Source organism: Klebsiella sp. X1-16S-Nf21, assembly GCF_002837615.1.
Taxonomy (GTDB): Bacteria; Pseudomonadota; Gammaproteobacteria; order Enterobacterales; family Enterobacteriaceae; genus Klebsiella; species Klebsiella variicola.
Genome location: NZ_PJDK01000040.1, coordinates 35,589 through 54,778, shown reverse-complemented (window position 1 = coordinate 54,778; position 19,190 = coordinate 35,589). Strand labels below are relative to the sequence as shown.

Below are 19,190 nucleotides of genomic sequence, written 5' to 3'. Positions count from 1 at the left end.
CCGATGCTCTGAAACCCGCCGGGCTCGCTGCCGCTGCAGGCGATCTCCCAGCGTTCGTTATTAGTGATAATCATCCCTCCGTAGCTGTATAGCAGGGAGCCGATGGGGCGATTGCTGACGTCAAGGTTGATACTGGCCTGGCTGACGTTCACTGAATACTCGATAGTTTTGCCACTGACCATCTGGCACGCTGCCGACAGCGAGGCGCAGTATCCGCCGGCCAGCAGAAGCGGTACCCCTGATGCGATGATTTTTTTCATATTACTTCTCCTATATTCCCGGCCGGCAGACCTGATGCGGCGTACCGCGGCTAACCTGTTGCGCCGCGTCGCCGCGGATGGCATAGGCCAACCGGCAGCGTTGCCCGCTGCGTTCGCCCCATACTACCGAGACGCTGCCGTCGGCCTGCGGCACCCGGGCATACAGCAGCCCGCCCTGACCGACGGCGCCAACCGCCCGACCGCTGTCGTCAAACACCTCCGCGCCCAGCGGGGGCGCCGCGCCATCCGGCAGCGTGACATGGGCAAACCAGGGATAGCCGGTACGCGTGACAAATTTGACCTTCACCGCCGCGCCCGAATCGGGCACCACCGTCGTGCTGCTGGAGACAATCTCCACATGGTCGTTCAGACCCTGCGGATCGAGATCCAGCCAGTTATCGGTAAAGGGATCGAGGTAAGGGATGATCGTAAAACCCTGGCGGTTTATTGGCTGTCCGAGGCGGTTTGCCACCCGAGCGCCCGCCGCGCCGGGCGCTTCCACAATGGCGAAGGTTTCCCCCAGTTCGGGGGTGGCGGTCATTCCGCCCTGATGCGCCACCAGGGCGCCCGATGCCCCCAGCGAGTACTGCTGCTGGTGGCGACCGGCGCTGGCACTGGCATTCAGGTACGCATAATCCGTACGCAGGCTACCGTTGCCCCCAACGCTGGCCTCGTGCGGGTTCTCCCGCGGCATGTCGTAGCTGGCGGTCAGGCCATAGCTAAAGGCATTTTTCTCGCCAGCGCTGCCGGTATAGCTGGACTGCAGCTGGCTGCCGTAGCTCTTATCATGGTTAAAGCGGGTAGTCAGGCTGCCCGCCTGCCCGAACGGCAGCGAAAAGGAGATGCCCACCACCTGATTATTGCGGTGATGAATATCCTGACTCTGCTGGGCGTACAGGTAGTAATTGAGCTGACCATAGCGGTTGGCGTACCCCAGCTGATAGGAGCGCCAGCGGTGGTGGCGGACATCCTCACTCCAGATTCCGTTAAACGACAGGCTGCCGCTGCCGGCCTGCTGAGACAACGTCGCGCTGTAGCGGGTCATCTCCCGCCAGTCGTTGGGGTGACGGTCGTGCTCCCGGACGGCGTCGCGAATGGAACGATAGTTGCCGTCGTTGCTGTGGCTCATCGAGACCAGCATCCGCGTATCGGACGCGAAGGATTTTGATGCGGATACCCGCCAGCGATACCCCTCCTGCCAGCCGCGTTCCCTGCCCTTCGCCGCAGAACGGGAAAGATCGACCGCCAGCGCCCCCCAGTAGGTATTGAAGGCGCTGCCGACCAGCGTCGAGTAATAATCCGTCGTCGCGTTGGCGCCGGTATAGCCGCTGACATAGTCATTGAAGCCGTACTGCACTGTGGCTTCGCCAAATCCCGGCCGCCCGGCGATCCCGTCCTCATCCAGATAGCCCAGCGACAGGTCATAGTAGACCGCGCCTGCCCGCACCAGGCCAGGCAGCGCGGCGTACGGCACGGTAAAGGTCTCCTGACTGCCGTCCGCCTCATGGATCGTTACCTGTAAATCGCCGCCGGCGTTGGTGGGATAGAGATCGTTAAAGGTGAATTTGCCCGGCGGAACCGTGGCCTCGTACAACAGGGCGCCGTTCTGGGTGACCGTCACGCGGGCATTGGTGCGCGCCACGCCGCTAACCGACGGCGCAAAGCCGCGGCGGGAGCCCGGCAGCATGCGCACATCGGTAGCCAGCCTGCCGCCGATAAAACTGACACTGTCAAAGAAGGTTCCGTCGGTCCATCCCTGACCCAGCCGTAACGTGGACGCCCAGTTCACTACACTTCTCTCAGCCCAGGTGGCAATGCTATCCCAGTGTGTATTCCCCTCCTGCGCCTGGTAGCTGGACTGGTGATGTAAACGCCAGCCAAAGGCGCGCAGGCTGGCATCCAGCCCGAGATAATGATGGCTGCTGCTATCCCCGTCGACGATGCTCTGATAGCTGTTGGCCTGATAGCGCAGCACTGCGGCGGGTACGCCGCTATCCACCTTCTTCAGGTTCACCGCCCCCCGATAATGGGGTTGCAGTAGCGCCTGGGGCATATTCACCCGCAGGACGTTTTCCCCGCTGTCATACTCCCAGCCGATCGCCTTATTGATCTGCGAAAAGCGCAGGCAGGTGGCCGCCGCCGGCCACTGGGCGTCCTTCAGCTGCAGGGCGTCGAACAGCGAGGGCGAGATGCAGGGCTCAAGCTGGCCATCGTGTTCCTGGATAACAAACGTTTCTTCCGCCAGGTCCCGGCCATTCACCGAGAGCGTGCTGCGATACTGTCCGGCGTGCAGCGGATTACCGTATTGATATTTCTGGAGATCAACCTGCGCGGCGCCGTGCAAATGGGCGCGGTTAAAACTAAACGCCTCTGCCGCCCATGCCTCCTGCCAGGGAAGGAGCAGCATCAACCCAAACTTGATCTCCCTGAGTTTCATAATAATGTCCTTACTGAGGATAATTATGATTCACTACCGCGCCGTAATCATTGATGGTGGTGAAGCTGAATTTCTCCGGCAGCGTACGCAGCGCGACCCCTTTAAGCGCGATCTCCAGCGAGGAAAAAGGGGCGACCATGCCAGCGGACTGTTTTTGTCCGTTAAGGGTGATGCTGTCGATGGTGATATAGCGCGATGAGGCATTGCTCACCCGCAGCCCATTGCCCGTGGGAGTCAGCGCCCAGCGCAGGGCATTCTCCGGCGCCATTTTTTCCGCCGCCACGCCTGCCGGACGGTAAAACAGCTTGATACGCGACCGTATCGCGAGCTGGAGGTAATTGATTGCCGTGCCGTTTTTCGGCTCAGGCGGGATGTCCAGCAGATTAAACCAGAACAGCGACTCCCGATCCTGCGGCAGACGGCTGCCGTTGAACACCAGGCGCCAGCTTTGGCCCTTTCCCGGCTCGATACGCACAATCGGCGGCAGCACAATAAACGGCGCCGAATCTTTTTCCGGTTGATTTTGCACGCGGCCATCGTCGACCCAGACCTGCGTCAGAGAGGGGGTCTCCCCCATATTGGTGGCCCGGACGGCGATCTCTTTTTTGTCGCCGGGAAAAATAATCCGTGTGCCGTCAATAACCATGCTGGCGTCCGCCGAGGGTAAAATGCAGGACAGCAGCCATGCCAGAACCATACGCCGCATATTCACCTCCTCCTTGCCGGGTGGATAAACGGCCCCTGAGCGGGGCCGTGGACAGGGTTTACGGATAGACCACCGTAAAGTTGACGTAGGTAGCGACTTTTCCAGCCGTAGCGGCGTCGGTCGCATAGTAGCGGGCATAGAAAGGCAGCGAGGCGGAACCATCCTGCTCAGCCACCGCCACCGGGATCACGTCCGGGCGAGCAATGGTGCCGTCTGCAGCGACCGCCGGAGTCTCCGCGAGGTTAATCGGCGTAAACCGGGTGTTCAGCAGTTCCACATCGACGTTTTCTGCTTCCGTGCCGTCAGACAGGGTATTTTTTAGTCGGCCCTCCGTGGAAACGTATTGATCTTTCTCGAAGTACACCGAGACATCAGCCCCTGGGGTGCAGCTCGTCAGATCGATGGTGAAGGGAACCACGCCCGCCGTCTCACCCGCGCTGCTGAGCGCTGAACGCTGGACCGTCGGCAGGGTCACCGTCTTATCTTTATTCACTACCGTACAAGTATTTTCGATGACTTCACCATTAAAGGTGACTTTGCCATCAGCAGCCTGTGCCGCTACCGGAGAAAGCATCATCATCACCACGAAAGATGCCATTCCTCTGCTGTATTTTTTCATATTTACTCCTCATCACCACGCTTATGGAGAATCGTTCAGGAAATACCCCTGGCGTACTTTATACGTACAATTTATTAATGCTCAGTCCATTGGATTAACCTGTTATCTTTTAACCCCTTCCCTGCACTGACATCCTACTCACTTCATTGTTTATTATTCAAATTCGCCACCAGGACCATTTCTACTTTTTATAGAAAAGTCTTAACGCCACTCTGAAAAAGAAATAAAATAAACCAACATTAAAAACATAACTCATTGTAAATAAATGATAATTTTTATTTTTTGTTTTCCATACAACATTCGTAAAATGCGATCTAAATATCTCACCCTCATTATTAACCACCTCCTCCCACGTTCTCCCCCCTCGATTGAAAGCGCAGGGAGTATGTTATTTCAGACGGGTATTCTCTACAGTAAATTGTCGAATCAGGCAGGACAGCATGCACAGCGTATTTATGCCAGGAGGTCATTATGTTGATCTGCATTGCGGATTCAGAATATTTTAATATTGCGCTGAAGGCGTATATTAATGAACCAAACAGCAAGCCTCTGGATATTAAAGAAATGCTCTGTTACCCGTTTAGCGGACAGAGTGAGATGTTCTATACTTTTTTTGCGACCGATGCCGGAGCCCGGTTAAGCACCATCCTTATTGATTACAGCAGCGTCAGCATCGAAGTACTGCAGGTCGCGCTCAGTTTAAAATCGTTTAATCCCCTGATCCGGATCTTTATTTTTGCCAAATCAGGCTACCCGTTGAGCGAGCTCGAAAGCAGCCTCGCCATTGTGCTCGGCGCAGAGTTCATCACCAGTTTTGCCGGGCTCAGTACGGCGCTTGCCCGCGCTCCGCGCTGGACGTCGCCCCCCGCCGACAAGCTCTATATCGCCATACCTGACAGCTATAACCTGACCCGTAAGGAAACTTTTTTAATCAGCCTGTTGATGGGGGGAATGCCGTTGTGTCACGTGGCCAGCACCATGCAGCTCACGATCAAACGGGTCTACTACTACCGTTCACGCGTCCTTAGCAAGCTGGCGGTGAAAAATAACGTGGAACTGATGAACAAAGTTCAGGGGATGGTGTTGCGCCACTACCGACAGGAGACAGGCCATGAAATCGTATCTCTACGCTAAAAATCGCCTTATGTTGATTATCCTGAGCTGGCTAAGCGCAGACGAGGCGTTGCCATCTCGTCACGATTTCCAGCAGACTGAAGCCATCCTCAGCACCCTGCATATACCGTATGTGCTGAAGTCTGACCTTGATCAACTGAAAGCTACGCTACAGCCATTACTCGCCACACCCGGGCCGCAAGCCTGTGAGGTAGGCGCTTTTCTCAGCGCCCTGTTGGCGCTGTATACCCGGTTAACCGAATATACCGCCGTCGAGCACTATCTGCTCTCCCGGCATCTCTAAGTAGCAACCCGCCTGGGCAGGAGGCGCCGCGCGCCTCCTGCCCGAACGCATTACCTTAGGTCAACAGACTGCTCGCCGCGTCGGGAGACGTAATCCCGATAGCCCTCGCCAACGTAAATCTGCCGTGGCCGGTAGATGGTCAGCGGCGCCTGGTGCATCTCGTTCCAGTGCGCCACCCAACCGACCGTCCGACCGACCGCGGTGACCACCGCAAACATCGACGAAGGCAGATTCATCGCCTTGAGGATCACCGCGGTATAGAAATCCACGCTCGGCGACAGGCCATTGTCCACAAAATAGGGGTCGGTCAGCGCCACGTCCTCAAGGGCCATCGCCACCTGCAGCAAACGGTCGGACATGCCTACCTCCGCCAGTACCCGATGGCTGGTTTCACGCAGGATCCCGGCGCGCGGATCGCGGTGACGGTAGCGCGAGTTGCCAAAACCCAGCCGGCGAAATGCCTGCGGATCGCGCTTCGCCTGGCGCAGAAACGCCGGAACCTGATCGACGCTTTCAATCTCCTCCAGCATTCGCATGCTCGATTCATTGGCGCCACCGTGCATTGGCCCCCACAGCGACGCCAGCCCGGCGGCGACGCAGGCGAATAAATTCGCCCCGGAGGAGCCCGCCGCACGCACCGTGGTGGTCGAGGCGCACTGCCCGTGATCGGCATGGAGCACCAGGATCTGGTTCATCGCCTGCTCGATGACCGGATTCAGAACATATTTCTCCGCCGGGATAGCAAACAGCATCTGCAGGAAATTTCCGGCATAGGAGAGATCGTTGCGCGGATACGCGGCGGGTTGTTCAATGGTGTACTTGTAGCTCATGGCGGCGATAGTGGGCATTTTCGACAGCAGCCGGGTGGCGGCCAGCGCCCGGTGCTGCGGATTTTCCACATCCAGGACATCATGATAGAACGCCGCCAGCGCCCCCACCAGGGCGCACATCAGCGCCATCGGGTGCGAATCGCGACGAAAGCCGCTGCACATGCGGGCTATCTGCTCGTGGACCAGAGTATGGCGGGTGATGGTCTCGCGAAAGGTTTGATAGCTGGCCTCATCCGGCGCGTCACCGTTCAGCATGATGTAGGCCACTTCGAGAAAATCGCACTGGCGAGCCAGCTGATCTACCGGATAGCCGCGGTGCAGCAGCACGCTGTTTTCCGTATCGATCCACGAGATCGCCGACTGGCATCCGGCGGTATTGGCGAAGCCGGGGTCATAGCTGCAGAATCCGGACTGATTTAGCCCGCGCATGTCGACTCCCACCGGCCCCCGCGTTCCCGGCACCTGCGGCAGGTCGATGGTCGGTTGTTGCCCGGCAAAAGAAAGCGTTAACGGTGTAGTGCTCATCCTGTTAGTCCCCCAGCAAGCTTATCAGCGACCTGAAGTCATTCTTCAGGCGGAAAGACCAACATAACCAATGTGATGCAGCATATTCATTGATGTCATCACTATAACCCTGACAAAGAGGATATTTTACTGGCCTTCACGGGGAAACAGGCCGTCTTTCCCCAGCCCACCGCCGGATAGCGGCACAAATCGCCAAGGATAAAGGCGATCATCGCTGTCAAAATTTACGCTGAGTAAAGAAAGGATGAAGAAGAGCTACCATGAATTTTGTGCTGTCGATGACCCTCATCTGCATTACCATCGCCTGGCTGATGATGAGCCTGCTGCCGGTGTAGATGCACCGCTAACCGCCACGCCAGTGGTCTGGATAACCCCTCCTTCAATTGATTTCCGCCGAGGTCTTCGCCTCTGAGGTTTCACAAGAGCCATATAAGAAGTACTGGTTGCATATCAGGCTGTTGCGTTTTCCCGCCGAGGGGTAGGCTAAAAGCCCACTGTTAAGGAGGTGATATGTCTGGACTGATCAATCCACATGCGGCCCCGGAAGAAGCAGCCTATGCGCTGCTGATTGAGCTCGTTCGCGCCCAGCGCGTGCCGCAATATGAAGGCGAAATTTCCGGCCTGCTGGCGATGTACGACGAAGCTGTTAAACACTTTAAAGAGAAAGAGACCGAGCGTTAGGCGTGGACATCGTGGTGCGAGGAAAACGTGACGCCTGCGGGAGACGCGCAGGCGTTGGCTGGATAGCGGCTTGCGTCATCAGCTGCCGCGGTAGGTAGAGTATCCGTACTGACTGAGCAGCAGCGGGATATGCAGTTTTTGATTTTGCTTTGTGACATTGAAAATAACCGGGACCACCGGGAAGAACGTATTCATGTTTTGGCTTTTAAAATAGTTACCGGTTTTAAACGTCACTTTATAAACCCCCGGCTCCATATTCTCCGCCTGCGGATAGAGCGATTTAATCCGCCCATCGGCATCCGTTTTACCGGTGGCGATATGCTGCCAGCTCTCCCCCTGCTGTTTATCCAGCTCAATCTGCACCCCCGGTGAAGGGAGCCCGGTTTGCTGATTAAGAATGTGTACGCTGAGCGTCCCCTCTGGCGCCGCCAGCGCACTGAAGCTGAGCAGGGAAATTACGGAGGCGATAACTAATTTCATAATCGTGACCTTATTGGGCAAGTGAAAGTGCCCTAACTATAGTCAGCGCGGCGGGGAAAAAAATTAAACTTTTTGTTATCAGATTGCGGTTATTCGGCGGGGAAAGGCGCAACTGGATGTGCGCTGAAACAGGCCATAAACGGCCTTCTGCACAGGGAAAGTCGGCTAACAGATATGATCTTTTCATCTTGAAAAGCAGACCTTTTCCGGACGGCGGGTAACGAACGTCCGGGACCTGTCGCTGATGCTTATACCGTGAGCCGATCGTTGTCAGAAGAGGGATTGATTGTATATAGACTTTGGATAAATGTTTGACCAGGATGGGCTCATAGCTTGTCACTAATACGCTCAATTTTACAAGGACTAACCCGATGCCATTACCCGATCGTCTGCAACCAGCCAAAGTAAACCGCCAGAAACTGCAACAGCTAGCGGACATGGCCGAAGAGATACTGTCGCAAATTGATAATGGGGCCAAGGAAGAAGATGCCGGATTGAAAATGTTGATAGATAGCTGGAATAGTCAGGTCATTAACCCATATGCATTCTCTGATTTCCGGGACTTCTCTTCATGGACCAGTGCAAAAGACTTCACCCGGATGGCATTTAATCAAGAAAAATATGTGGCGGATTTAACCTGGGATGAGCTGATTCAGATCATCCAGTTTGTGTGTCAGGCCGAAGGTAAGGAATCTGAACAAAGCTACGCGCTGGGAGTGCTGGAGAAAAACTTTGATGCCAATCCATCCGACCTTATCTACTGGCCAGATGAATGGTTTCAGGATAAAGACATGCTTCATGTCGATTTGACGCCTGAAGAAATCGCCGGATACCTGATGGCAAAATCTGGCCGGCGGCTAAGCGATGCGCCGCAGATCGAGCTGAAGTATCCGATACCTTCAAATACGTAAGGTATATCAGCGCTCAGTTTGTAGATGTTGAAAGAATGGGATAGCGGCAAAATCACCGATCACCTGGATTTATATCAGGCGCCGCTACGCTTTCTCCTTGTCGGAGACTGGGCTTAAACTGCCGCTGGTGTGTTCCGCATCACGGCTTAGGCCAGCTACGTCCTGCTTCTGGTTATCACTGGTCATTTTGTCGCGGCTGACAATTAGGCTCCCCTGACCACGACCCGGCGCCGAAGGTGTAGCCCAGGCCACCACTGAGGCTGTTCTGCGTGTTGTCGTAGTGGTCATTGCACCGCAGGCTGGTTATCACCAGGCAGATAATGCGTCGCCTCCATTTTCTGAAATCCAGCAGAAGCAGGAAATCTGGGATCATTATTCATATCCCGCAACTTATTGCCTTGTGAAGGATTTGATTCAACCTGTTTCCAGAACGTTTGCTCATTCAAATCCCTCGGCGCTGTAAATTGTTTACCCGGCTTAGCCGTCGAGATCTTCTCCGCTGCTCTAATCAGTATTGTGTTATCAATAATACCGGCTGCTTTACCCACTAACGATAACGCTTTTTCTGCCGGGATTGACGTCAGCAGAGCCAGCGCGTAATCCTTCGCCTCTTCCGCTGTCAGCAACGCCATTACCGTATCCGAGCCCGGGTTATTACTCAGGATGGTTTTGATAATATCCGCGCTTTCCGGCAAGTCGCCGCGTACGATATCCTTTAACCCGGCCTGTACCTGCTCCGGCGAAAGATTGTTGTCCTGCGCATACTTCACCCAGGATGTGGCTGCCTGTCCGGTTTCCGTCATCCCTTTTGGCAGACTCAGCGAGTTAGTCTCAACAACAATCCCAACCACAAAGGCTGGGATCTTTTCGACATAGATTAAAATCCCTTTACTTTAAAAAGGCGGAATAATGCGAGTCCAATGCCTCCAATGCTTCCACCATAAAGTCCTAATTTTGCTCCGTGCAAAACATCTTGCCAAGTTGTATTAAAACCATCGCCAAGCAGCCACAGTAACAACGAAAAAAAAATCTTTCCGCATACAGATAATGCGATCATGAATAAAATCGTAGCAGCTAAGAGAAATAGAGACTGAACACATCTAACTCGGAGATCATTTTTCATTTTTATCTCCTATTTTTTTTATTACCTGTTCAGCTCCTTTACCGCCTCCCTCTGATATTACTGAAGCTCCAATATTACCCATATTGCCTGGAAGCTTACCAGGCAACATCTCCTTAGGGATCCCCAGTTGACCTTTAATTTCGGTATATTCCAGCAGGTCAGGATTAAACTTAGGATCCCAGCCGCCGGTTAGCCATTTACCAGCCGCATTTGTGCCTGAAGAGATTAGTTTGCCTCCCCAGTAACCGCCAGCAGAACCCAGACCATTAGTAATTGCTCCTGTTAAAGGATTGTCACCGTTGATCTGATTGGTTAGCGCGCCACCGGCTGCATTCCAGCCCACTGTTCCCCATAAGCCATTCCCTATGCTTGCAACGTTTATCCAGCCAGCAACAACAGAGTTACCTGTACTCTTCTGGCCGCTGTTGTCGACGCTCATCGACAACAAAAGTGGGCGCTCCGCTGTCGCCGTCAGGTTAACGATGGAGCCGCCAGGTTTTTCGCCCGGCTGGATTTCAATTTGCACAGGCGTCGCGCGCGTGCGGTTAATCTGCTCCATCCCCTGTTCGATATCACGCAGGTTAAGAATATGGCCTTCCAGCCCTGGAAACGCCATTGTTAACTCACGTTTAGCCGCCCCTTCCATGGTGATTTTTTCGAGCTTTCCTTCAAGAATAGTCAGATGTAATACCCCGGAACGTAAATCCTGCTCGGTCAGAAAAACGCGGCTGGTAATATATCCCCGACTGATATACCAGTCGGAAATAATATTTACGAGTTTAGTAATACGCGCAATATCCATGCACTGCCCAAGCCAGGGCTGGACTATTTTTTGCTGCTGACGCGGATCAATAAGCGTCGCGCCATCTAACGCGATGCGATGGATAGAAAAACAGGGACCATCAGAGGCTTCAGCCTGCGCAGGCATCGCCGCGTGAAGGCTGGGCGTGGCGCGCTCCAGCGATTCACGTTGCTGCTGGTTCTGACGCAGTAATTGTTGCTGCTGTTGCTCAATGCTGTCGCGATCGGCTGGCGATAAAAAAGCGGCGTGGGTGGTCAGACTCAGCGTCATTAGTCCCAGAGCCAAATACAGAGATTTCATCCGTGTTCTCGTTATTACTTAACGTGCAGTGCAAAAACATATTCCATTATATGTTGCGCGGATTTAAGCATGAAACTTACGGTATGTGAACATGAAATAATGAATGAGGATCGTTTTTAGGATAATGACTTTTGCGCAGAAAAATAGACGGCAGAGGAAAAATAACGAATGTATTAAAACGTATTTGAAATATGTTTTTCAACCGCAATAGCACAGCCAGGTTACAGGATAGGGAAAATGGTGTCCGGTACGAAAAAGCAGCAAGAGGATTAGAAGCTGATATTGAATGGCACGCCCTACAGGATTCGAACCTGTGACCTACGGCTTAGAAGAAAGTAGAGCGTTAAATAACACACTGTAATCACACATGTTTTCCGCGTTCGCATCCGGTTTTGTGTCGTTTCGTGTCGTTTGGGTACATCCCTGTCTTTATCGCGCATTCCTGTCACGCCACATCTACGACACAGCAGCCACGAGCTGACAGCAACTAAACAACCGCATTGTCCTGGCGAACATCGCAGATAGTAAATGTCACGACCCCGATGACAGTAACATCGTCCAGGGCCTCGCCCTCGATCGCTTCGCCATCTTCGGTAATCAGTGCCTTTCCTCTCAGCGTGGCAAGTTCCGTGCCGCCGCCGTGCTGGATCAGAACCTGACTACCCTGCTTTGGCTTCAGGGAGATATCCAGCACAACGTAACCACCAGATTGCTCGAAGACGAGCGTATTTGGACCGACATTGCAGATCGAGTTAACCGTTAATCGCTGTTCCGTGTAGTCCGTCGCGGGTGATGGAAAGCCCATTACAGAACCCTCCCCATGTTGGCCATCATCCACAGGCGGTTTTCACTATGCTCTGCCGTTTTATCGATGAAGTAAGACTGCTCGCGAGCGATCCAGGCGTTAGCCTCCACCTCGGAAAAATGGATGCCGCGCCGGCGAAGCGCGGTAACGAAGTCGCGGGTGTGAAGGTACTGGAACCCCTTGGAACTGCGCAAAATGGACTCGCGGAAAGCCGCGGCGATGTCTGACTGTCGAAGCATGATCTGCCCTCCGATAAATACTGTTTTTATATACAGTAGTTTTAAACAAGAAGCAGATCAAGCAGGCTAACAACCGTCATGCGTTAAACAGTTATGCCTCGGCCCGGGCGTGACGCATATTCCTTAATGTAGGCATACATGGATGCCTCTTCAGCATTCGTCAGCGCTCTGTTCCAAAGCATTGCCAGCATGATCTCCGTTGTTGCTACCGTAGTCCCAGATGGTCCACGCGTACCAATACGGAGAGTGGCAGTGTTGCGCAGGTCACGAACGTTACCCGATACCAGTGCCTGTGAAGCCTGCGTGCTCTTGGTGAGGTTTTTTACATAACGGTTGCCGGTGGTTCCTGAAACACCCGTCCCGTCAATTTTCCCCAAAATAGCCCTCCACCAGGTGTTATCTGCCGCCGCAAGAGAAGTTGGAAGTCCAGATTCTGCAGTCAATACCGCAGAGTTAGCGTTCGATGCGGTTCCGGCAACGCCGGTATAGGATGCGCCAACCATCTGCTGCGTGCCGACGGCCTCAAATACGAGCCCGCAGCCTTGCGCCGTAACCGAGTTGCCGCTTTCGGTAATAACGTTGTTAAAGTTGGTAAACAACGGCAGGCGAACAGTTTGAGGGGCATATATTTTGGCAACAACAATCATTGTTGGATTTGCCATCTCAGCAATATTAGTGTCGATATAATTGGTTAATGACAACTGGGAACTATATTCCGTTACGTGATTTGGTGTTCCTACAATGGTGGGCTGGACTCCGCCAGCCACCTGGTTTACCCATAATCCTTTAGAGCCACCAAACCACACGCCCTGAAGGCCATCCATAACAGGAACATTAATGCCCATTGAAAAAGACTGAGCATTTACATTTTTTCCAATAATTACTGCACCCATTTTTAGGCCTCTTCAGTAGCTGTAATAATGTCAGCGCCGCACCAGTTTTGCAGTGCGTACGGTTTACCATTTAGTTCAGAAATTGATTCTGCTGCTGGCGAGCCGGTTACCAGCTCCCATTTATATGTTGATAATGAGTCGTCACTATCAGCGATATTGTGAACGCCAGAATGATAGGTTTTATCTCCAAGCCAAATATTTACCGGAGCAACCAGTTTTCTTGATGCGACAATTTTAACTACAACGTCAGAAGCTAATGTCACGGTCAAATCTGAACCATGCAAAACCCCCTGCGCATCTTTTATAGTAAAACCTTTATCAGCAAAACTTGTTGCCACATTTCCTACATATCCGGGAGTAAATTTAACTGGAGGGACGGGAACCGAAAAAGCTATGTTAACCGTATCTTCGCTAAAAATAGCCTCACGCATGCGGAATACCGGCCTGCCGCATCCCCTTTGCACTAAATCCATAACCTTGCCTGCATCGCAACCGAACCAGCGATATGAATTAGCGAACATGTGGTTATCGTTGCCATCAGTATTCACTGGTTTAGGCAAATGCCCCACCGGATTAACAAATGTCGCTAACCCTGGATTATTGTCGCAGAAATCAAGAAGGGCGCGAGACACCGCCATTGAATTTGAATCAGAGGTATACGTGCCACCAAGTTGATAGTTATACCAGTGCGGTGGCAATGTCTGACCAAAAATAGCCATCCCATCCGTGCAAATGTTGTTATAGAGCGTATTCAATGCAGTCATATATGCATCGTACGCCGTTGAGCCATCGTTCTCGCCCTGCATCCACATGAAGCCACAAAAGCGCGATGTCTTTCCTGCAGCATCTGCTGCGGTTTTAATAGCCTGAAGCGCGGTAATTACGTGATTATAGAAGTTGGGAGTCGCTCCTTTACTGAGCTGCGCGATGGTCTTTCCGCCTACACCGCAGCATGCCCCGGCAAAAATTCGCGTAGAATCATTATCGACCATCAACCGCTGGTTATGCAGCAACTTACCGAAGTTAAGCCAGCCAGAAAGCGGGGTTTCACCGAAACTACCGGATGAAGGGCTGAGAGTGCCATCATCTAGCTGTCGCACCTCAATTAAATTATTGAGATTGCTGTTTCCTACCGGGCCAAACTGATCTGATGTCGTGCCGCTAACGTAATTAGAGCCTCTCGGAGAATTGCCAAGCATCAGGTTCCCGAACATGTTCAATACAGAGAGAGGAACCTGGCTATTCGTTCCGACAGAAAAAGACTGACCATAAACAATATAGATGTTTATATCTGCTGTCGGCATCTGTGTCAGATAATAACGCTGACGCATAGCCCCGGCAACCAGAGACAGAGAGTTGTTAGCTATTCTTGCTACAGAATCGGTGCCTGAAACCTCACCTTCAACTCTAATTTTCGTCTGGAGTTTGAAGTCTTTAGTTAACCTGAGAAAAACAATCCCATCAGGGTCCTGCATTGTAATAATGTCAGCGCTATTCCCATCAACATAGAAACTAATGGCACTTGACTCAATGCCAATATTATTCCCAAGCATAGAGACAATTTGCTGTATCCAGTCATATTTAACTGTGATACCTAAACCTTTAGCCACTCCATTATTGAAGCTAGCGAGAATGCGTCCATCCTCATCCTGAACAGAAAACCCATCCTCTGTAACTTTGAAAAAAGAAAAAATGGCATTTTCAAGCAACTCAGGCATAAGAGATACTTTGCTTGTTTTAAACCCTACCCCATTCTCATCCATTGAAACTTTGGCGGCTGAATAACCATCCTGATCGCAAAAATCAACAAGAGTTTCACTGTCTCCATTTTGATAAATGCTTTCTGCTACAGAATCGGCTTTCCCTTTTGCCTCATCAACTGCAGCCTGTGACGGCATTTCCCTCCCGGTAGGTTCCAGGGTCCCTCCGTTATTAATAACTTCAATAGCCAGCGCGCTATCGTCAGGGCTGCGGTAATACGTGGTAGAACCCACCGGGATATTCGCTATGTCTGCCTGAGCATCAGCCAGCGTCATATACTGCCGGCTGAGAGGGATCAGGTTCTGCCGCGTTTCTTCGACAACTTTATCCCCTTCCGCCTTAATTCCATCTACGGTGTAGTGCTCACCGCCGAGGCGATCGGTGTATGTCAGCTCTGTACTGGTGACAACCTTATCCAGCATGGCGCCGGCATAAACTGCATCCCGAATATCAGTACTTGGTACCTGGTTGTCGGTTGGAGTTGGTAACGGTACTTCTGCCATTGTGCATGTCGCCCTATAAAAGGCGCACGAAGCCCTCAGATATGAACCTGATGGTGTGCGCGAAGGTTGGTAATTACTGCTGTGTGTTACGGATAAATCGAGTCTGAATACTCAGTGAGTGAGAGGGTTTGAGTATCGTCACCGTTAGGTTTGGCGCTATCGACGCGCCAGATTGTGGAGTTCAGTTCCGAGTCGGTAGCAATGAAATAACGGCTGGGGTTTTGCACATTTTCGCGGTCATAAATGTTCAGATCGAAGGTATCGGCTGCAGCCTGAAATGCTTTGGGCTTGCCGCTTACCGGATAAGCTCGCCAGCGCCCGCGGTAATTGCCGAGGCTGTCGGTCATCACCACCCACATATCGCCGAGAGAAAAGTCGATACGCTCTGACGTCGAGAACACATCCCCGGAGCGTCCGGTGATGTATCCCGTTTGCTGCGCGTTGTCGTACATGTCCGGACACTGAACCACCGTACCGCGTACGACCTGAGTCTCCTCCAGCACTTTCACCGTCATGGTCAGGCGTGAGTAAAGGATTTTTCTCGCCTCAAGCCAGGCCCGATCGGTTGCCTGAGTGGCGTTGCGGCAGCCATCCAGGCTGATCTGCATCGCGTTAACGGTAGCATCCTCAACCTCAGTGATGCCGCTGCTGTCGATCTGCAGGTAGATGTACGCCTTCTTGTTCGTCAGCGGGTCGACGTAGTCCAGCGCCACGCCGTCATAACCACCAGGCAGAGACATTTGCCAGGCGACTTTGTACTCGTCCCAGAACATGTTTGAGCGCGCAAATACCGCATCGGGATTTGTCACTTTCTCATCACGCCAGAACGTCAGCACATCGCCGATGTTATTGCCGTCAACGCGGGCCACATTGGCGATCGTCGCTATGCGCTCACCCAGCGGCTGCTTCTCATCCGAGAAGGTGTAATCGAAATACCCAAGCGCCTCATCCGGCAGCGAATCGGCAATGGCATACAGAGCAGCGACGTCAATACTGGCCACGTCCTGTTTACCGACAACCACCCACTCATGCAGGATTGCATCAGCAAACGAGCGACTCGGCCGCAGCGTGTAATCGACCGCGCCGGTTGCACGGTCATAGCTGATGGTATGCCGCTGCGCCAGCATGTTGTACTTCTGCTCGCGGTTGCTGTTGCTGTCGTTCGACCCCTTAATCGTGATGCGGGCAATCGTGTCTTCCGGATAAACGACGTTTTCGCGCACGTTTACCGCATGGATCGCCATCAGCGTCACGACGTTAGCGTCATTGCTGTTGTCGAGGCGCTCGATGGTGACCGCATAGCGCCCCGCCCCGGCAGCCGGGACAAACTTGTGCGTTGTGCGGAAATACCGGGTTGTCACCTGAAAGTCGTTATCAAAGAAATAATCGTGCTGCTCTGACGTACCAGGCACCTGATTGTTGTCGTCATCGACCTGCCAGAACTTGATCCGGTATTGCGTTGTGCCGGCCGTCGCGCCGAGCTGAACCAACACATGCACCCAGACCTGCGTCGAGACGATCGGCGACACTGACGGCCCGATAACAAGGGGTGTCTGGTCATTCAGCGTGAACAGAGTCGAGTTGATAACCGCATTGCCCGGCAGAGACGTAATTTCTCCGGAGAGCTCGCCGATATAAAACGTCGTGTACGACAGCGTGTCATCTCCGATAAAGCTCTCAGAGGAGATGATGTTCCCGGCACCGGTGACGTTGCGTGTGACGCTTGTTCCGCCGTCGTTCCAGGTAGCGTTAATGACGAATGACACGGGATGAGGTACCGCCAGCGCCGCAAAGTAGGCAAAGTTATCATCGTTCGACAGCACAATGGCTTTGAGCTGATTACTCTCTATCGCCACTGATGTCGGCGCCGTCGTGGTAGCTGTCTGGGCCGGGAAGTCCTGGCTTTCGTTCAGGCCGGGGACAGTTTCGTTATCGACGTCATCGAACTGATACCCGACTTCAATCGTGCCGATCACATCACCAGGGTTATAAATCGCAGAACTGGCACCCGCCAGGCTGCCGAGATTCGATTCCGAGTAGCGGATCGAGGAAATGGTGTACCGGCCGTAACCGACTTCAAACCACTCCGTGAGTTGCTTGTTATTGTCGACGAACTCGAACAATGCCTCCTGAATCAGATCAGGAAAGACGCGGCATTGCCCGTAAATATTCGGCCTCCCCTTGTACAGCCTCGCCCGATTGGTCTGGCCGGTCAGATCATTATTGGGGGATTCGCCTGTCGCCACCGATACTGACGCGCTGGGCTTATTTGACAGGCCGAACACCTTCAGCGCGCCGGAGAGGATTTTCGTGACCGGACGCAATATCGTGGTAATGAGTTTGCCTACCCCGCCCTCTGGCTGGTCGAACACAGCCACGACGTCACCAGATCGCATTGGCCGGCTGATATCGTAATCGTCAGGCAGCGCTCGGCCATTCAGTTTCACGATAACATCGCGGTGCAACTGCAGGGAATCCAGCAGGCTCACCAGTGTGGTGCCTGCATCTACCGTCCCCCGTTGCAGCGGCGCGCCGGGCAGCCTCTGTAACTCATATCGAACCATAGATCATGTACTCCACGCGGCTGTAAACCTTAAGAAGCGCCAGCGGGCTGTCGCAGCGTGCGAAGCCGAATTCGCCGCGGGCATGCAGGCACTTAACCGGGCTGATCATCACACCGATATGCGCCGGCACTTCGCCGCGGTAAAAAACGGCGATGCATCCAGTGGCCGCCACCGGCACACGCCGCCAGTGGGCGCGCTCCTGTTCGTAGCAGGTGATGAAATCCGCGCCCGATTCGTAGCCGGCGATGTGATGCAGCTCTAGGCCGAGAACATGCCGGTAATAGAGAACCACCAGGCCCCAGCAGTCCATCTGCTCAAAACTGCAGGCGCGATTAGCCCAGGGCTTGCCGTTAACAAGCCCGATAAAGTCGCTCTGTGTCATACGGTGATTAGCCCGGGATAGTCTTTCGTGGTGTAAATGATGGAGTTGGCCAGCGTCAGCGGGTTAGTCTTTCCGGCGGTCACGGTGACGTTGCTGGCATCGGCGGAAATGTCGTTCACATACAGCGTCCAGTCTTTCAGGGATGTAGTGTCACCGATCGCATTCCACTGCTGATACAGGCACTTTATCGGCGTCATACGCGCCGCCCCGCGCCAGCTTTTCAGTGTCTGCCGGACATGCTCCGTCGCAGCGACAAAGGTAATCGTCATGGATATCACTGCCGTTCCGTCCTGCGCCGGTTCTGTTACGCTGAACCGCGCAGGCTCGAATGAGTTGCCGCCAAACGTCGCCGGGCGAAACAGGTTATTGACCACCCGGTAATAACCAAACGCAGGATGATAAAATTCCACCGTCTGTTTGATATCGCTCGCCGGCCGGCGCTCCTTCCACTCTCTCAATGTCGGCATCAGTCGGCCCTCGGCATAACTTCGGTAATCAGGTAATCCAGCCAGTATCCATAGCCAGGCTGAGCCTCAACAATCCAGTCGTCGTAGTCCTCAGTAATGTCCTCGATACCGTTGCTGATGACCGTTGCGGTCCAGGTGACAATGTTGCCGTTTTTGCTGGTCTGCACCGGCATGTCGACGAAATGCAGAGTCTGCTGCTGAACGCCCTGCGTATCACCCAGGTCGATCGGCATCTGAAACCAGTTGCGCCCGCGGTCACAGTACGTCGGCGAGCGCAGCCACGACTTAAACCGCTCGGCCTGGGCAAGCGTGAATATCCACTGCAGCGTCCAGGTTGCTTTCAAGTCAGTAGTAATCGGCGTGATTATCAATGGACCGACTGCCGTCTGCGTCGTCTGCCAGGCTGTATCCTGCGTCATGTTCTGATCGGCGCGCTGGGGAAGCGGCAGGAACGGAGGGTATTGAACTGTTGCCACGTTTCCTCC

The 19,190-nt window shown here is 53.5% G+C and carries 21 protein-coding genes and 1 pseudogene; 4 read left to right on the top strand and 18 right to left on the bottom strand.

Annotation, left to right across the window (positions count from 1 at the left end):
• The 4 genes from CW267_RS18330 to CW267_RS18315 form a co-directional block, all read right to left on the bottom strand.
• Nucleotides 1–260 (bottom strand): hypothetical protein (locus CW267_RS18330; protein WP_206054931.1); only part of this gene is annotated, 260 nt, incomplete at its 3' end.
• A gap of 10 nt (nucleotides 261–270) precedes the next feature.
• Nucleotides 271–2,697, bottom strand: coding sequence for a fimbria/pilus outer membrane usher protein (locus CW267_RS18325; protein ID WP_100781069.1), 2,427 nt, complete (start codon nucleotides 2,695–2,697; stop codon nucleotides 271–273).
• A gap of 10 nt (nucleotides 2,698–2,707) precedes the next feature.
• Entirely contained in the window at nucleotides 2,708–3,403 is a 696-nt protein-coding gene (locus CW267_RS18320) for a molecular chaperone (RefSeq protein WP_012968788.1), read from the bottom strand.
• Between the two features lie 58 nt (nucleotides 3,404–3,461).
• Nucleotides 3,462–4,022 (bottom strand): fimbrial protein, encoded by a 561-nt coding sequence (locus CW267_RS18315; RefSeq protein ID WP_004151792.1) that lies wholly within the window; start codon nucleotides 4,020–4,022, stop codon nucleotides 3,462–3,464.
• A 471-nt stretch (nucleotides 4,023–4,493) separates the two neighbouring features.
• On the opposite strand from CW267_RS18315, the gene CW267_RS18310 reads away from it, so the two are divergent.
• Both CW267_RS18310 and CW267_RS18305 read left to right on the top strand, forming a co-directional pair.
• Nucleotides 4,494–5,156 carry a LuxR C-terminal-related transcriptional regulator gene (locus CW267_RS18310; RefSeq protein ID WP_008805477.1) on the top strand — a complete coding sequence of 221 codons (663 nt, stop codon included), beginning with the start codon at nucleotides 4,494–4,496 and terminating at the stop codon, nucleotides 5,154–5,156.
• Entirely contained in the window at nucleotides 5,134–5,439 is a 306-nt protein-coding gene (locus CW267_RS18305; RefSeq protein ID WP_008805476.1) for a hypothetical protein, read from the top strand. Before CW267_RS18310 ends, CW267_RS18305 begins: the two co-directional genes overlap by 23 nt.
• Nucleotides 5,440–5,489: 50 nt before the next feature.
• Here the strand turns inward: CW267_RS18305 and CW267_RS18300 are convergent, their stop codons facing one another.
• Nucleotides 5,490–6,794, bottom strand: a complete 1,305-nt coding sequence (locus CW267_RS18300) for a citrate synthase (protein WP_100781070.1) — start codon at nucleotides 6,792–6,794, stop codon at nucleotides 5,490–5,492.
• Between the two features lie 45 nt (nucleotides 6,795–6,839).
• Nucleotides 6,840–6,980 (bottom strand): annotated as a pseudogene (locus CW267_RS30695) (hypothetical protein).
• A gap of 324 nt (nucleotides 6,981–7,304) precedes the next feature.
• Between CW267_RS30695 and CW267_RS18295 the strand changes: the two are divergent.
• Entirely contained in the window at nucleotides 7,305–7,475 is a 171-nt protein-coding gene (locus CW267_RS18295) for a hypothetical protein (RefSeq protein WP_002892370.1), read from the top strand.
• Nucleotides 7,476–7,553: 78 nt separating this feature from the next.
• Here CW267_RS18295 and uraH read toward each other — a convergent pair whose 3' ends face one another.
• On the bottom strand, nucleotides 7,554–7,955 hold the full coding sequence (gene uraH, locus CW267_RS18290) for a hydroxyisourate hydrolase (protein WP_100781071.1): 402 nt from the start codon (nucleotides 7,953–7,955) through the stop codon (nucleotides 7,554–7,556).
• Between the two features lie 371 nt (nucleotides 7,956–8,326).
• Here uraH and CW267_RS18285 point away from each other — a divergent pair, with 371 nt between their 5' ends.
• Nucleotides 8,327–8,866 carry a hypothetical protein gene (locus CW267_RS18285; RefSeq protein WP_012968793.1) on the top strand — a complete coding sequence of 180 codons (540 nt, stop codon included), beginning with the start codon at nucleotides 8,327–8,329 and terminating at the stop codon, nucleotides 8,864–8,866.
• Nucleotides 8,867–9,150: 284 nt separating this feature from the next.
• Here the strand turns inward: CW267_RS18285 and CW267_RS18275 are convergent, their stop codons facing one another.
• The 11 genes from CW267_RS18275 to CW267_RS18225 all read right to left on the bottom strand — a co-directional run bounded on the left by CW267_RS18275 (nucleotide 9,151) and on the right by CW267_RS18225 (nucleotide 19,181).
• On the bottom strand, nucleotides 9,151–9,717 hold the full coding sequence (locus tag CW267_RS18275; protein ID WP_022065134.1) for a hemagglutinin repeat family protein: 567 nt from the start codon (nucleotides 9,715–9,717) through the stop codon (nucleotides 9,151–9,153).
• Between the two features lie 26 nt (nucleotides 9,718–9,743).
• Entirely contained in the window at nucleotides 9,744–9,989 is a 246-nt protein-coding gene (locus tag CW267_RS18270) for a hypothetical protein (RefSeq protein WP_100040860.1), read from the bottom strand.
• Nucleotides 9,979–11,091 (bottom strand): ShlB/FhaC/HecB family hemolysin secretion/activation protein, encoded by a 1,113-nt coding sequence (locus CW267_RS18265; RefSeq protein WP_100781072.1) that lies wholly within the window; start codon nucleotides 11,089–11,091, stop codon nucleotides 9,979–9,981. Before CW267_RS18265 ends, CW267_RS18270 begins: the two co-directional genes overlap by 11 nt.
• 487 nt (nucleotides 11,092–11,578) lie before the next feature.
• On the bottom strand, nucleotides 11,579–11,896 hold the full coding sequence (locus tag CW267_RS18260; RefSeq protein ID WP_100781073.1) for a hypothetical protein: 318 nt from the start codon (nucleotides 11,894–11,896) through the stop codon (nucleotides 11,579–11,581).
• Nucleotides 11,896–12,135: a hypothetical protein gene (locus CW267_RS18255; RefSeq protein WP_087825225.1), complete on the bottom strand. Its 240-nt coding sequence runs from the start codon at nucleotides 12,133–12,135 to the stop codon at nucleotides 11,896–11,898. The genes CW267_RS18260 and CW267_RS18255 overlap by 1 nt, the downstream gene beginning before the upstream one ends.
• A gap of 83 nt (nucleotides 12,136–12,218) precedes the next feature.
• Entirely contained in the window at nucleotides 12,219–13,028 is an 810-nt protein-coding gene (locus tag CW267_RS18250) for a hypothetical protein (protein ID WP_100781074.1), read from the bottom strand.
• Between the two features lie 2 nt (nucleotides 13,029–13,030).
• Nucleotides 13,031–15,211, bottom strand: coding sequence for a sialate O-acetylesterase (locus CW267_RS30690; RefSeq protein WP_413773657.1), 2,181 nt, complete (start codon nucleotides 15,209–15,211; stop codon nucleotides 13,031–13,033).
• Between the two features lie 167 nt (nucleotides 15,212–15,378).
• A complete protein-coding gene (locus tag CW267_RS18240; RefSeq protein WP_100781075.1) occupies nucleotides 15,379–17,856 on the bottom strand; it encodes a host specificity factor TipJ family phage tail protein in 2,478 nt (825 codons plus the stop codon).
• Nucleotides 17,843–18,238, bottom strand: coding sequence for an NlpC/P60 family protein (locus tag CW267_RS18235; RefSeq protein ID WP_100781076.1), 396 nt, complete (start codon nucleotides 18,236–18,238; stop codon nucleotides 17,843–17,845). The genes CW267_RS18240 and CW267_RS18235 overlap by 14 nt, the downstream gene beginning before the upstream one ends.
• Complete coding sequence (locus tag CW267_RS18230; RefSeq protein ID WP_004178860.1) at nucleotides 18,235–18,705, bottom strand: hypothetical protein; 471 nt, start codon at nucleotides 18,703–18,705, stop codon at nucleotides 18,235–18,237. Before CW267_RS18230 ends, CW267_RS18235 begins: the two co-directional genes overlap by 4 nt.
• Nucleotides 18,705–19,181 carry a hypothetical protein gene (locus tag CW267_RS18225; RefSeq protein WP_023283377.1) on the bottom strand — a complete coding sequence of 159 codons (477 nt, stop codon included), beginning with the start codon at nucleotides 19,179–19,181 and terminating at the stop codon, nucleotides 18,705–18,707. Before CW267_RS18225 ends, CW267_RS18230 begins: the two co-directional genes overlap by 1 nt.
• Nucleotides 19,182–19,190: the final 9 nt, after the last annotated feature.